A 12937-nucleotide genomic window follows, 5' to 3' on the forward strand; every position below is an offset into this window, starting at 1 on the left:
AGCGATGGGTCGAATCAAATAGATCATATATGAAGGAAACAATCGAAAAAAGGTTGTAACCTGTCTAGCTCTGAAAAACAAGCCGAAGAATCCCAAAATAGCTTCTCCTATTTTTGGAATTCTTCGGCTTGTTTTCAATACATGAATATGACCACGAAAAAAGCGATAAGCTCCGAGCGGATCAGAAAGGATTTGTTAAAATCGCTCCTCATGCTTTGAAAAATTTTCATTCCTCTTTATGTTCTTTTTTCCGAGACTTCTCTTCCCTTTTACTAAACCAGTATTATCCACGATTACTTACATAATGCAATTCAATGAACTCTCCAAAATAATTAGTATCAACTAGTTTCAAGCGTTCTTCGTATGTGCCTTCTTGAAACAATCGAATACCTTCTCCTAAAAGCACAGGTGCGATTTGGATCCACCATTCATCGATCAAATGATTTTCGATCAAAGGTTTCAACAAATTCCCACCACCAACGACCCAGACTGTTTGGTTAGAATGTTCTTTTATGTTTTTCACGAATGAAACGGGATCTTCATGAACAACTGTTGCATCATTTAATACCAATTCTTTGTTAGTAGAAAATACAAAATTCTTTTTTTCAGGATACAGATGGTCAGTTGCTAACAATTTTTTTGCTTCCTGATAAGTTTTTCTTCCCATAATCGTTTGATCAATTGTTTGATAAAAAGCCTCGTAAGTTGTTTTTTCTCCAGTTGGTGTGTCAAATAACCACTGTAAACTATCCTCTTTTGTTGCTAAGTAGCCATCTAAACTAATGGCACCATAAAAGACGATTTTCCCCATCATATTCACTCTCCTTTTCCCATCTGGCTGACTTCTTGTTTGCGAAAGCAATGATCTAAATGATCATTGACAATTCCCACAGCTTCTAAAAAAGCATATATGGTTGTGCTTCCGATGAATTTAAATCCGCGTTGTTTTAGATCTTTGGCGATTTGATCAGATAACGGGCTCGTTGTCGGTACCTCATTTTGTTCTTTATACGAGTGATTGATCACTTGATGATCCGAAAATGACCACAAATAATCCGCAAAACTACCAAATTCATGTTGGATTTTTTGGACACCCTGAGCATTGGCTACCGCTGCTTCAATTTTACGACGGTTACGAATGATCCCTTTATTTTCCATCAACTCATTGATTTTTGCTTCTGTATATTCGGCTACTTTAACGATCGAAAAAAAGTCATAAGCTTCATCAAAGGAGGCACTTTTATTCAAAATCGTTTGCCAGCTTAATCCCGCTTGATTGATATCTAACATCAATTTACGAAAAAGTAATTGATCATCATATTCTGGAACACCCCAAACTGTATCATGATAATGTTTCATACTTGCTGTTTGCTCACCCCAAGGACATCTTCGTTTCATTCTCTTCACCTCTTAGCTTTATTGTACCATTCCTTTGTTTCTCTATCTAAAAAGAGGAACGCTATGGCAGGTAGTTTTTGAATTGGGCTTATCTATTATTATGCAAAAAAAGAATCGCAAAGCCAGCAGAAGCTAACTCAACGATTCTTTCGTTGGATGAAACGGTAAACAAAATTCTACTATTATAATAGAAGTACGATAGACGTACGATAGAAGCTTTATTTCCGTTTTTTCTTTTTCTTTTTGTTTTTCTTGATCATGCGATTCATCGCCATTTTTCCAAGTTTTCCTTTGACACCTGTGCCAAACATTTGGTCCATTCCAGGAATATTCATATCTCCCTTAGACATTTGTTGCATCATTTTGCGTGATTCTTTAAATTGCTTAATCATGCGGTTAACTTCAACCACACTGTTACCAGAACCTGCGGCAATCCTTCTGCGACGACTTGGATTCAATAAATCAGGGTTTTCTCTTTCTGCAGGTGTCATTGAGTAAACCATTGCTTTTTTACGTTCGACATCTTTAGGATCTACTTTGACATTTTCAATCCCTGGTACTTGGTTCATCCCAGGAATCATTTTGATCAGATCCTCTAACGGTCCCATCCCCATCACTTGATCCAACTGTTCAATGAAATCATTGAAATCAAATGAATTTTCCCGCATTTTTTTCGCTAATTCTTCTGCTTTTTTCTCGTCATAGTCTTGTTGCGCTTTTTCGATCAACGTCAACATATCGCCCATACCAAGAATACGGCTTGCCATACGGTCTGGGTGGAAAACTTCAAGATCTGTTAATTTTTCCCCTGACCCGATGAATTTGATTGGTGCGCCAGTCACAGAACGGATCGAAAGTGCTGCACCACCACGTGTATCACCATCTAATTTAGTAATAACTACCCCAGTGATCCCTAGTTGTTGGTTAAAACTATCTGCCACATTGACAGCATCTTGACCGGTCATCGCATCGACAACCAACAAGATTTCATTTGGTTGTGTTAATTCTTTGATTTGTTTCAATTCATCCATCAGGGTTTCATCGATATGCAGACGCCCCGCCGTATCGATCAGAACATAATCATTTTTCTTTTCTTTTGCTAATTCCATCCCTTGACGAACGATCTCAACTGGGCTAACATCTGTTCCCATATCAAAAACAGGGACATCTAATTGTTGCCCTAGAACTTTCAATTGATCGATCGCAGCTGGACGATACACGTCACCTGCGATTAGTAAAGGACGTGCATTTTCATTTTTCTTTAAATAGTTGGCTAGTTTACCAGTAAACGTCGTCTTACCTGCCCCTTGCAAACCTGCCATCATGATGACTGTTGGAATTTTTGGTGATTTATTCAATTCAACAGTTTCTGCCCCTAAAGTGATCGTCAATTCTTCATCAACGATCTTAACGATTTGTTGTGCAGGTGTTAAACTTTCTAATACTTCTACACCAATCGCCCGTTCTCGAACACGCTTCGTAAAGTCTTTTACTACTTGTAAATTTACATCGGCTTCTAGTAATGCAAGGCGGATCTCCCGCATCATTTCTTTGACGTCAGCTTCTGAAACTTTCCCTTTTTTTCTTAACTTGCTCATTGCCTGTTGAAGGCGCTCAGTTAAATTTTCAAATGCCATGATTTCTTCATTCCTTTATTCTTCAATTTCTTGGATCTGTTTCACATAATCAAGGAGAACTTCATCTTTAGGATAAGTTTCCTTTACATAAGTTTTCATTTTTTCTAATAACTGTTCCCGAACAATATAATTAGAGAAAAGATGGAGTTTCTTTTCATAATCTTCTAAAATCTTACTGGTTCGTTTGATATTATCGTATACTGCTTGGCGACTTACTTCATACTCTTCTGCTATTTCTCCTAATGAAAAATCGTCTGCATAATACAACTCCATATAATTCATCTGTTTTTCGGTTAAAAGCGTAGAATAAAATTCAAAAAGTGCGTTCATTCGGTTCGTTTTCTCGATTTCCATTCTGTTCACCTCGCAATTTCAACCATTCTTCATCAGAGAGTACGGTCATCTTTTGTTGGATAAAATAAGCAGTTGCTACACCAGTTCCAGACTTCAAGGTTCCTGAAAAACTCCCATCATAAATAAGAGAGGAACCACAAGAAGGACTTTTCGCTTTTAATATCACTAAATCTATTTCTTGCTCTTTTAATTTTTGATAAGCATGGATTGCCCCTTCTTGGTAGGCTTTTGTGACGTCTTCACCATTTGTAGTGATCACTTTTGCCTGACCATTCCAAACGTCAAATCCATCGCCACCAACGATTTCTGCTGGGGCTCTAGGAGTTGAAAGACCGCCCATTACTTCAGGACAAACCATGATCGCTTTACCTTCAGCGACCAGTTTCTTTAATTCCGGCACAGCTTTTTCTTGTCCATCATACCGACATAAGACACCGCCTAAACAAGCGCTAATTCCGATCAATTGCCACTCACTCCTTTATCCAACAAAGTGCCTTCCTATTATACCATTTATTTAGTTGGTAAAATAGTCCTTCTACTGGATTCTATGCTAAAATAAGAAATGTCTATTCATGACACTTAATTAAAAAAACCAGGCATTAGTTGATAGCTGTTTTTAAATAAACAAAAAGAATGAACGCAAGAAAAGGGAGAAGTTATGAAAAAAGTATTAGTGGTAGATGATGAACCTTCAATCGTCACATTGTTGACATTCAATCTGGAAAAAGAAGGGTATCAAGTAACAAGTGCTTTAGACGGACAAAAAGGACTGGAATTAGCACTGGAAGAACCTTTTGATTTTATGATTTTAGATGTGATGTTGCCTTCTATAGATGGTATGGCAATCACCCAAAAGTTGAGACAAGAAAAAATTGATACTCCAATTTTAATGCTAACAGCCAAAGATGACCAGGTCGATCGGATCATCGGTTTGGAAATTGGGGCTGATGATTATTTAACAAAGCCTTTCAGCCCTAGAGAAGTACTTGCTCGAATGAAAGCTATTTTTCGCCGCATCGAACCACGCCATGTCCAACAAGAAGAAGCAGAACCTGCTTACCTAACGATTGGACAGATCAAAGCAGATTTAACGAATTTCCAAGTAACCGTAGAGGAACGACCGATCGAATTAACGCCAAAAGAATTTGAACTGCTCGTTTATTTTATGAAACGAAAAGATCGTGTAATTGATCGTGATACGCTGCTAAATCGCATCTGGAATTTTGATTTTGCAGGTCAAAGTCGAATCGTTGATGTCCATGTCAGTCACTTAAGAGAAAAAATCGAAAGAGACCCTAAACATCCAAAATATTTAGTGACAGTTCGCGGTTTTGGCTATAAATTTCAGGAACCAAAACGATGAATTGGAAAAAAATTTCTGAGCGTGTCTTCTTTTTCATTCTCTTAGTGGGACTGTTTTTCGGTGGCTGGCAAATGATTTCTCAATATTTCAAACAACAAATCATCGAGCAACAAGAAAGCTATCTTTCAAAAAAAGGGCAATTGCTGATCCAGCAATTGACTATTGATGATTTATCTTCGAAGCATAATCAATCAGTTTTAACAGACTTTGTTCATCAATCAAATGAACGACTAACCTTATTAGCTCCAAATGGTACAATCCTATTCGATACGACCGATCACTCACTACGAGGGCAGCGAAATACTCGTCCAGAAATCAAAGCAGTCCTTGATGGCGGCTCACTAGGTACTTCTTTAAGAATGAGCAGTACGTTAAAGGAAGAACTATTATATGTAGCACTACCGATCAAGAAGAATGGGCAGTTGGAAGCCATTATTCGAATCGCAGAACCAACAAATGGCTTTTTGCCAAGAACAGAAAATTTTCGTCGTTGGGTCTTTTTCTTCTTTTTGGTTTTCTTCGTTGTTTTGTCCAGTATGAGCTATTATTTGGTTTATCAACGTAACCGTCCCTTGAAAACCGTCCTGCCCGTCTTAAAGAAAATGGTCAAAAACCCTGATAAAACCGAGACCATCATGCAAACTTCTGATCAATGGGAAGAACTTTACCAAACGATCAATGCTTTGAGTGAACAAATGAGTAAAGTCTATCGTGCCTATACGACCACTGAAGAACAATTGTATACTCTATTGAATGAATTAATGATTGGTGTCTTTTTGATCGATTCAGAGTCACATCTGCGGCTATTGAATCCAAAAATGCAGGCACATTTAGGGGTACATGATTATCAGCCTAATCAACGGTATACTGAGATCATTCAAGAGCCAAAATTAATCCAATTGATTCATCAAGTTACGCCAAATGAACCATTGATCCATCAAGAAATTACTATTTCAGAGGGACAACAAACATTAGACATCAGCTTACGTTACTTCAATAGTTCTGAAGAGACTGGGCAGATTCTAGGCGTGGCTTATGATCTCACAAAAGTAAGACGATTAGAAAAACTGCAAAAAGACTTCGTAGGAAATGTTTCTCATGAACTTAAAACACCGGTTACTTCATTGATCGGATTTACTGAAACACTGCTGGATGGAGCCAAAGATGACCCAAAAATATTGAATGAGTTCCTATTGATCATGCAAAAAGATGCGATTCGTTTAGATAAGCTGATCCGAGAAATCATTCAGCTATCAAAAGATGAAGAAACGGCACACGAAACGCAAACCATCCATTTAGCAACTTACTTTGAACAAATCATTCAAAGTTACCAACCAATGATTGAAAAGAAACACTTAACCCTGGAAATGCAACAGAAAGAACAATCATTTACAACTCAAACTGAACTCTTATACCCGATCATCAAAAATCTGATCGAAAATGCAATCCAATATTCTAAAGAATCAGAGAAAATAATCATCCGTTACGAGGTTGACAACCAATTGACATTCTCCGTCCAAGACTTTGGTATTGGGATTGATCGTGAAGATCAAGAAAGGATCTTTGAGCGCTTCTATCGAGTGGATAAAGCACGTAGTCGACACTCAGGTGGTACTGGTCTAGGTCTGGCTATTGTGAAAGATTACGTCAATCTCTTGGGTGGTACGATCAAAGTGGAAAGTCATCCAGGAATGGGGTCGACTTTTACCGTCACCATCCCTCCAGCATGATCACCTTTAAATCTTCAAAAAATGAATGAACAAGTGAAATAGCGGAACAGAAAAAAATAGGCGGTTGGCATAACCGCCTATTTTTGTTTTGTCTATCTGTTAATCGTGTTTATTGTCTACTGAAAACAGCACTTTGAGCCAGAACCAAATAGACCGTTTTTTCTTTCCATCCTTCAACTGGCTGTAATTTTCAATCATTCGCGAATACTGCCGGAAAATCGAGTCCGCCGCAAAAAATAGAATCAAAAGCAACAGAATCGAAACGGGTGAAATAGCGGAGATAGAAAATAATTTATGCAGAAAGACGACTGAAAATAAGATACCTGCTGCACAAAATAAAATGATCCGCCCTCTGAATTGGTTCAATGGGTGACAAATTTTATAGAGTACGAGAAAACCAACCGCTGTCAGTAGCATCGTTGAAGCCGTGGAAACATCTGTCTTATTCAAATGCAAGATGACACCGCCTACCACTAAAGTCCCCACGACAGTCATATCTGTTAGCCCACCAGGAATAGCTTTTTCTAAGACATTCACAATAAACTTTCCTTCAATTCGATTTTTGTTTTCTTCAAGAGCAAGTAAAAACGATGGCAAACCAATCGTAAACAGACTAATCAATGTAATTTGAGAAGGCTCCAACGGATAAGTCAGTGCGAACAAGACAGAAAAGACGGAAAGTAAGAAAGAAAAAATATTTTTTACTAAAAACAAACTAGCAGATCGTTCAATATTATTAACAACTCGCCGACCTTCTGCTACGATCTCAGGCATTCTAGAAAAATCAGAATCTAATAAAGCCACTTGCGCAGCTTGGATCGTTGCTTCGTTGCCAGAAGCCATAGCGATACTACAATCAGCTTCTTTCATTGCTAAAATATCATTGACACCATCACCAGTCATCGCGACTGTATTTTTTTGTTTAAGAAGCTGAACGAACTGCATTTTTTGTTCAGGTTTTACCCGTCCAAATACGGTGTATTTTTCCACTGCTGAGAGATAATCTTCCTCAGCAAGTTGAGAAACATCAATATATTGGTCTGCATTAGCAATGCCCGCCTGTAATGCTACAGTTGAAACGGTCTGCGGATTATCCCCTGAAATCACTTTGATTGCTACCCCTTGTTCCTTAAAATAAGCAAATGTGTCAGGGGCTTCTTTTCGAATTGGGTTGGCAATCAAAAGATAAGCAAGCGGAATCACTTCTGCTTCTAAAAGTGCTTCGCTCAATATTCCTTGGTAACTACCGAAAACCAACACACGATAGCCTTGATCAGCATATTGACTAAATTCATTTTTAACTGTTTCGAAACGTTCACGTAAAACCATTTCTGGCGCTCCTAATACATAGACCCCATCCGCAAATGTTACGCTACTGAATTTTTGTACCGACGAAAAAGGCAAGATAGATAAAGGTTCTTGATCTGTAGGCTTATTAAAGTACGTTTTGATTGCTTGCATCGTCGCATTGTCATTTGCCATAGCTTTAGCATAATCTGAAATGAGTTCTTGAATCCTAGTTGCCTGTTGCTCCGCTTGCTCATTTTTAGCAATCACTAGTTTTTGTACAGACATCTGATTTTCAGTAATAGTTCCCGTTTTATCTACACATAGTACATTAACCCTTGCTAAAGTCTCTATGCTTTTCATATCATGTAATAATACTCGTTGCTTAGCTAAACGAGCGGCACTCATTGCTAGAGCGATCGTTGTCAATAAATACAAGCCTTCTGGTATCATCCCGATTAAAGCTGCTTCCATGGCTACCACACTTTCTTTGATCGTGTTGCCATTAAAAAAGTAACTTTGTGAAAACAAGGTGATACCGATGGGAATAATAATGATCCCGATCCATTTGATTAATTTATTCAGCGAAGCAATCATTTCTGATTGTTCGCCTCCTCCCATTTTTTTTGCTTTTGCTGTTAATTGGGAGATGTAAGAGTCATAGCCAACCTTGTCTAATCGTACATAAGCCTTACCAGAAACGACAAAGCTCCCTGACATCAAATAATCATCTACTTCTTTCACTATCTCATCTGCTTCACCTGTCAAAAGTGCTTCGTTGACTTGTAATTTACCGTCTAAGACATAACCGTCTGCAGGAATCTGTTGACCCGTTTCGAGCAAGATGACATCATCTAAAACTAATTCCTCCATATCGATCTTATTGGCTACGCCGTTTCTTACGACTGTGACTTTTGCTGCATTCAGTACACTCAAATTATCTAATATCTTTTTTGAGCGAATCTCTTGATAGATAGCAATTCCCGTGTTTGCAAGAATCACTGGCAAAAAAGTCAAATTTTTATAGGAACTAACTAGACATAATAAAACTGCTAAGACGATAAAAATCAAATTAAAATAAGTAAATATATTTTGCAAAACGATTTGTTTGTTCGTTTTAAATGATGGGTCGATCGTTTCATTTGTTGCTTGAGCATGCACTCGTTCTGCAACTTGCTCATCTGTTAGCCCCTCTCGATAATCGGGAGCATATCTTGTAATATTTTTAACTGAAGTTTGATCTTTTTCAACTTCCGTTTGATGACTAAATATTCTCATTTACCGTTTACCTCGATTATTAGTATTATATTTACCTTAATACATTTGTAAAAAAAAAGCCTATGAAATGACTAATAAATATCTTTCATTACTGTCATATTCATTTGCAGGAAATAGCTAAAAAAAAAGCATGCCCGTTAAAGGCACACTTTTAGGGGTAGCAGATTTGAGTACATGATTGCTTATTTTAAGTTTCCTTCAGCATCACGTTCTACTTTCATCGCAGTAATTGGTAAGTAACCGAGTTCTTTCACCGGTCCTTGTTGGATTTCGTCTGTCATCATATAATCTAAAAATTTTTGAACTTCCGGGGAAGGCTCACCATTTGTATACATGTGTTCATAAGACCAAATTTTCCAACTGTTGTCAGCAACATTTTCTTCTTTTGGTTCTACACCATCAATACTTAAAGCCTGTGTTTTGTCATCCAAATAAGAAAAAGCAAGGTAGCTGATTGCGCCAGGAGTTTGGCTAACAATTTGTCGAACAGTTCCTGATGAATCCTGTTCTTGTGATTGTACTGGAGTAGCACCATCTAATCCCCACTTTTCAAAAGTAGCTCGTGTACCACTACCATTTGCCCGATTGATGACATTGATTTTTTCATCTTTCCCACCTAGTTCTTGCCAATTGGTAATTTTTCCAGTGAATATATCAATTAATTCCTGTTTTGTAATATTTTTGACGTTCGTGTCTTTATTGACGATTGGCGCCATACCTACCACCGCAACTTTATGATCCTTTATTTTACTTGCATCTACGCCTTCTTTTTCCTCAGCAAAGACATCGGAGTTTCCGATTGTCACTGCCCCAGACTCGACCTGACTTAACCCAGTACCACTTCCGCCACCTTGGACAGAGATTTGATAGTTGGGATTTTTTTGGACAAAACTTTCTTGTGCCGCATCGACTAGAGGTTGGAGCGCAGTAGATCCGACAGCCACGATTTTGACTTGATCGCCAGAAGTTGCAGAATTATTTTGTGCTGCGGAGCCATCCGTGCTACCAGAACCGGAACCACAGCCAGCTAACATAAGACCTAAAACACCTAAAGAAAATAATACTTTTTTCATTGATATACCCCTTTCTTATTTACAAGTAAATTGTAGCAATCCACTGTAAATCCTGCATATTGAAGGTGTAAATATCAAGTTAATTTATGTAAAGTTATCGTAAATCGAAGCCAAATAAAAAGGCTTCGTACTTTTTGATGTTGGTGAAATTCACCGACAAATTTTTTATGATGTAAAAACAGAGAGAAGAGCCCCCCTGAAATCCTTTAAACCATGATCCGTCACGTAAAACTATTTTAACCAAAAAAAAACACAGAAAGAAGTTTTCTTCTTTCTGTCCAAATGATTCTAGACTTTCTCTTTACCAACGTCATTTGACAAAAAGCCCAAAAATAAAGGTTAATTTATATCAAAACTAACCTTTAATCCTTTTCTTTCTTCTCTATCTACGATATACTATAATTAAATAAAGGAGCTATGCGCTAACATAGCCCTTAATGTGTAGTCCGTTCAAAGCGGATGGCATTTTTTAACAAGTTTAGAGCCTGTCTACTCTGCCAAAAGTTGAGACGGCTCTATTTTTTTGTTCTTTTTTGAACTTTAACCATGCTAAAATCGAATCACTAGCTTTCGCTATGGCAGTAATTATTACTGCTGCTGTTCCGATAATAGCAATGATTTGATCCAATGAGAACAAATCAGGCATTTCCTTTCTAAAGAGTACGTCCAACAAGCTAATAAGCCCATAGGCACCACGCCCCCTCAATTGGATTTGCCAAACCCCACAAACTTTCTACAATAATATTATATCATAGAATGAAGATCTTTAGCTTGCTTAAAAAAGGTTGATTATTACATGAAAAGAAATATTTCATTTGCAGAATATTAGTGCCTTCAGTTATTTATTCTTTTATATTTGATTTTCTTCAGGCAACCTTGCTTCTTCCATCCTTTCAGGTATTTTTGTACAGTGTTTTCAAAACGTCGAATCCTGCCAACGCCTGTTTTGGGATCAAAAATCTTTGACAAAGAGCAAAAAAACACTGTTCGCTACTATCATTTGCTCACAATGTTTCCTCTTTATTGAACCTATTTATTAACTTCGCCGGACAGTTTTTCTTCTATTCTTAATTTTGCTATAGAATAAAAAATGACTGCTAATAAAAACGAAAGAATCGCTAGATAAAAACTTGGTTTAATGGTCAAAAAGTACATCGAAGTTTCCCCTGTATCTTTCAATCCACTTTCACTTAAGCCATTCGGTCCAACAATGATTCGTGGCAGAATAGAAAAAAAGGAAGTAAAAACCAACATACAAGAAAAATGAATCAAATGCCAATTATAACTATTCATAAATTTATTTGTCAAAATCAAGCTCATACTCACTAAAAAATAGAATAGTGTTAAAATTGGAAAATTTTTCGATACTACAATCCCAGTACCATGAATTAGCCCCAAAATTTCTGCTCCCTGAACAACGGCATTCACCCAAGTAAACGGCAACAGCAGAATTGGAAAAAACCAAAAAAATAAATACAATTGTTCAAGTTTTATTTTCTTTTTCATCACTTTACTCCTACGCGATTTTTTCTTTCACCTACTATAAGCGTTTTCTCTAAAAAAATTAGGGGGAAAATCTTTTTTTTTAGAGATAAGGCTATGAGAGTTTATTCATTTAATCTACAAATTTCAAAAAAGTGTTTGATTATTAGCTGGTTGATTTTAGAATGAAAGTAGAAGAAATCGGATTCACCTGATTGGGGGAACACACCATGAAAAATCATGGAAAAAAATTAATTTTGCTCTTACTTTTCATTCCGTATGTGTACTTCTCTTTACTACTAGATTATCGGTATCATTCTGTTTTTGGCTTGATTTTTTTGATTTTTCTGTCTTTTTACGCTGGCTTTAGCTTCCAGAAAAAGCAACAGTTACTCTTTCTCTTCTTTATTAATATTAGTTCAACATTCATTTCTTATTTGATTTGTCACTATTACTCTGATTGGCATTTCTTTTACCAGCCATTCAAACCAACCCAACTGATTTTACTGCTTTCGGTTTTGTATTTGATCCCTCAAATTCTTGGGGCTTTTTGGGCAAGAATTTTCACTCGTTAAATCAGTGAATCGAAAAATATGACTAGCAAAGGATCGGTAACCACCCGATTTTTATAGAAAATCAGCTATGATTTCTCATTGATCCTTGTAAAAAAGTCTGAAAAATCATAGCACCGAAAGAAGCAAAAAATAAAAATTTACGCTATTCATTAAAGTTCATGCAGATAGATTTTTTTTATAATAATTTTATCAAATAATTGTGATTGACTGTCTTGTTCACCAATAATCTCGGCAATTACTGTACGACTGTTTGGTTTTCTACGTAACTGATAATTGATCTTTCCAGTTGCGGTCAATTCGTTTAACATATCGACCACTCCTCCAAAGCCCGTCTTTTTCGTAATGAAACCTAGTGTAACCATTCGTTCATCTAAATTTTTAGCAGAAATCGTTACACCAGTAATCAAATAACGTTTCAGTGTTTGTACCAACTCATCTAGACCATCAGAAGTCGAAACGACAGCAGCTGTTTGGTCAGCGTAGTTTCCAAGTAGTTCATTACTTTCTATAGGTGCCTGCACTTCTTCATTTGCCTTCTGACGTAAATCTGCTAATTCTTGTAACAGTGTTTCATATTGCTCTTGTGTCAACATCACTCCTGCAACTTTTTCACGATTAAATATATATACACCGGTTTCAGCTTTTCTTGCCTGATCAAATACATCCATCGGTGATCGTTTTACTTCAGTGATTGAAGATGTAGGAACTTCTAATTTCTTTAAATCCAAAAGACATCCTCCTTTACTCATCTTCTTTATTA

The 12937-nt window shown here is 37.0% G+C and carries 12 protein-coding genes; 3 read left to right on the forward strand and 9 right to left on the reverse strand.

Annotated features, from left to right (window positions below; genetic code table 11):
* Positions 1-283: 283 nt before the first annotated feature.
* From AB3H90_RS05920 to AB3H90_RS05940, 5 genes are all read right to left on the reverse strand, one after another.
* Entirely contained in the window at positions 284-811 is a 528-nt protein-coding gene (locus AB3H90_RS05920) for a dihydrofolate reductase family protein (protein ID WP_094940994.1), read from the reverse strand.
* 5 nt (positions 812-816) lie between these two features.
* Positions 817-1398, reverse strand: a complete 582-nt coding sequence (locus AB3H90_RS05925) for a DNA-3-methyladenine glycosylase I (protein WP_368016372.1) — start codon at positions 1396-1398, stop codon at positions 817-819.
* 218 nt (positions 1399-1616) lie between these two features.
* Positions 1617-3035 (reverse strand): signal recognition particle protein, encoded by a 1419-nt coding sequence (gene ffh, locus AB3H90_RS05930; protein ID WP_010718476.1) that lies wholly within the window; start codon positions 3033-3035, stop codon positions 1617-1619.
* A 15-nt stretch (positions 3036-3050) separates the two neighbouring features.
* Positions 3051-3389, reverse strand: a complete 339-nt coding sequence (locus tag AB3H90_RS05935; protein WP_010718477.1) for a putative DNA-binding protein — start codon at positions 3387-3389, stop codon at positions 3051-3053.
* Positions 3349-3852, reverse strand: a complete 504-nt coding sequence (locus tag AB3H90_RS05940) for a DUF523 domain-containing protein (RefSeq protein WP_010718478.1) — start codon at positions 3850-3852, stop codon at positions 3349-3351. Before AB3H90_RS05940 ends, AB3H90_RS05935 begins: the two co-directional genes overlap by 41 nt.
* A gap of 195 nt (positions 3853-4047) precedes the next feature.
* Between AB3H90_RS05940 and AB3H90_RS05945 the strand changes: the two genes are divergently transcribed.
* Positions 4048-4752 carry a response regulator transcription factor gene (locus AB3H90_RS05945; protein WP_010718479.1) on the forward strand — a complete coding sequence of 235 codons (705 nt, stop codon included), beginning with the start codon at positions 4048-4050 and terminating at the stop codon, positions 4750-4752.
* Entirely contained in the window at positions 4749-6482 is a 1734-nt protein-coding gene (locus AB3H90_RS05950; protein ID WP_010718480.1) for an ATP-binding protein, read from the forward strand. The genes AB3H90_RS05945 and AB3H90_RS05950 overlap by 4 nt, the downstream gene beginning before the upstream one ends.
* 99 nt (positions 6483-6581) lie before the next feature.
* Here AB3H90_RS05950 and AB3H90_RS05955 read toward each other — a convergent pair whose 3' ends face one another.
* From AB3H90_RS05955 to AB3H90_RS05965, 3 genes are all read right to left on the reverse strand, one after another.
* The gene (locus AB3H90_RS05955) at positions 6582-9047 is read right to left on the reverse strand and encodes a cation-translocating P-type ATPase (RefSeq protein WP_081127995.1); all 2466 of its coding nucleotides are present in this window, start codon (positions 9045-9047) and stop codon (positions 6582-6584) included.
* Between the two features lie 182 nt (positions 9048-9229).
* Positions 9230-10120: a phosphate ABC transporter substrate-binding protein PstS family protein gene (locus AB3H90_RS05960; RefSeq protein WP_034700844.1), complete on the reverse strand. Its 891-nt coding sequence runs from the start codon at positions 10118-10120 to the stop codon at positions 9230-9232.
* A gap of 1029 nt (positions 10121-11149) precedes the next feature.
* The gene (locus AB3H90_RS05965; RefSeq protein WP_010718484.1) at positions 11150-11626 is read right to left on the reverse strand and encodes a hypothetical protein; all 477 of its coding nucleotides are present in this window, start codon (positions 11624-11626) and stop codon (positions 11150-11152) included.
* 206 nt (positions 11627-11832) lie between these two features.
* On the opposite strand from AB3H90_RS05965, the gene AB3H90_RS05970 reads away from it, so the two are divergent.
* A complete protein-coding gene (locus AB3H90_RS05970) occupies positions 11833-12177 on the forward strand; it encodes a hypothetical protein (protein ID WP_014834534.1) in 345 nt (114 codons plus the stop codon).
* Positions 12178-12326: 149 nt separating this feature from the next.
* Here the strand turns inward: AB3H90_RS05970 and AB3H90_RS05975 are convergent, their stop codons facing one another.
* Positions 12327-12905 (reverse strand): prevent-host-death protein, encoded by a 579-nt coding sequence (locus tag AB3H90_RS05975; RefSeq protein ID WP_010718485.1) that lies wholly within the window; start codon positions 12903-12905, stop codon positions 12327-12329.
* Positions 12906-12937 lie beyond the last annotated feature (32 nt).

The organism is Enterococcus sp. C63 (assembly GCF_040887215.1).
Taxonomy (GTDB): Bacteria; Bacillota; Bacilli; order Lactobacillales; family Enterococcaceae; genus Enterococcus_B; species Enterococcus_B hirae.